Annotated in this window: 1 protein-coding gene; it reads right to left on the bottom strand. The window is 68.5% G+C overall.

Going from position 1 to position 1,596, the window contains the following annotated elements:
* Positions 1-14: 14 nt before the first annotated feature.
* Entirely contained in the window at positions 15-1,457 is a 1,443-nt protein-coding gene (locus ACZ60Q_RS35985) for an NF041680 family putative transposase (RefSeq protein ID WP_469641833.1), read from the bottom strand.
* Positions 1,458-1,596: the final 139 nt, after the last annotated feature.

The raw sequence follows: 1,596 nt of genomic DNA, 5'->3' as shown, positions 1-1,596 counted from the left end.
AGCTTGTTCTTTATCTACCAAGATCTTCCGGGCTTGCCGATGGCCTTGAGGGTCTCGGGGCGTTTGACGGTTTTCCCGACGTCATAGCGGGGTGCCCGGTGTTTGTTCTTGGCGCCGGGTGGCCGTCCGGGGCCGACTCCTCGGGGTTGGGGAACACGGGCCGGGCAGGCGAGGTGAGCGCGGATGTTCCTGAACCCCCGGCGGACCCGGGCCGGGGTGAGCCGGGTGGAGGCGGTCGGTTTCTCCCAGGGTCGACGGAGGTCTTCGGCGAGGGGCCGGGCGAGCCGGAGCTGAGTGTGGGCGACGATCAGAATCCAGGTCCAGCGGTCCGCCGCTTCGGGAGTGCGGAGTTTCGGGGTGGTCCAGCCCAGGGTCTGCTTGACGAAGCGGAAGGTGTGCTCCAGGTCGAAGCGGCGGAGGAACGCCTGCCAGAAGCGGTCCACGTCGTCCGGGGTGGCACCGGTCTTCGAGGACCACAACCACACCGGCGGAGCATCCCGCTCCTTCGGCAGGTGCTCCACCTTCAACCGCATCAGCGTCCCCTCGACCAGCGGTAATTCACCATCGTGGTCGAGCCATGAGGAGCGGTGGGTGAGCCGGGGGTGGACCCGGTCCCACGCCTGGGTGACGGCCTTGCCGTAGTGGGCGGTGTCGGTGACCGTGGTGATCGCGGGCTCGGGCCAGGTCTCCGGCTTGGTGAAGCGGAACTCCGGACCGTGCTTGGGCGGCCGACCGTTGACACCGTGCGTCCTGGGTGGTTTCGGCAGACGCATCACGCGGTCGGAGCGGACCCGGCCGACCAGCTCGACCGGCAGGTCGCGCAGGACCCACGCCAGACGGGTGACGTCGTAGCCGGCGTCGCTGACGATCACGATGGCCGGGTCTCCGGCCTGCCACTGGCCTGCGGCGATGAGCCGTTCGACCACTCCTCGCAGCTGGGCGGCGGTGACCGCGGTCGCGTCGTCCGCGGGCCCGAGCCGGACCGCGTCCAGGATCGCGGTCCAGGACGTGGCCCCCGGCTCCAGCACGGCCACGAAGGAGTACGGCCAGCCCGGAATGAACTGCGAGGCCGTCTTCGCCCGTCCGTAGACGTGGCAGAACAGACGGTCCGCCGAGCACGGCGCGTCCGAACGCAGCCACGGCGACACATCCACCGCCAGCACCAGGCGCCCGCCCTCGAACCGCGGCAGCGACAGGCCGGCCAGCACGGTACGCAGCCGGCCGACGTCGATCCGGCCGTGATTCAGACCTCCGTACATCGCTCCGTGCCCACGACGATGCTCCGGCAGCAACGTCAGATCCACCGGGGACTTCACCGCACCGTCCGCACACAACACGGCGTCGGACAGTTCGAACAACTCGTCGCGCCGAGCGCTCAGACACTCATAGAACTCGCCCCGGAAGCGTGACGCTTCCGCAAACGCCTCCCTGCGGACAGCATCAGGCAGCAGACTCATCCTCACGGCCTTCGTCGCGGTCACGTGCACCTTGGTCGGAGCACATGATCAGACGAAGGCCGCCCCCACGTCCGGCGAACCCCCAGGTGAGCGACCCAGTACGAGTCACCGTTCGAGGCCGAAAGAAAAAGAACAAGCT

The sequence above is a fragment of the Streptomyces sp. NPDC104313 genome (assembly GCF_055583985.1).
Note: the sequence above shows the minus strand (reverse complement) of the source record. Positions and strands in the feature narration are given on the sequence as shown.

Bases quoted from the DNA above. Each gene is read 5' to 3' on its own strand.
- ACZ60Q_RS35985 (WP_469641833.1), bottom strand. From the start codon at position 1,457: ATGAGTCTGCTGCCTGATGCTGTCCGCAGGGAGGCGTTTGCGGAAGCG.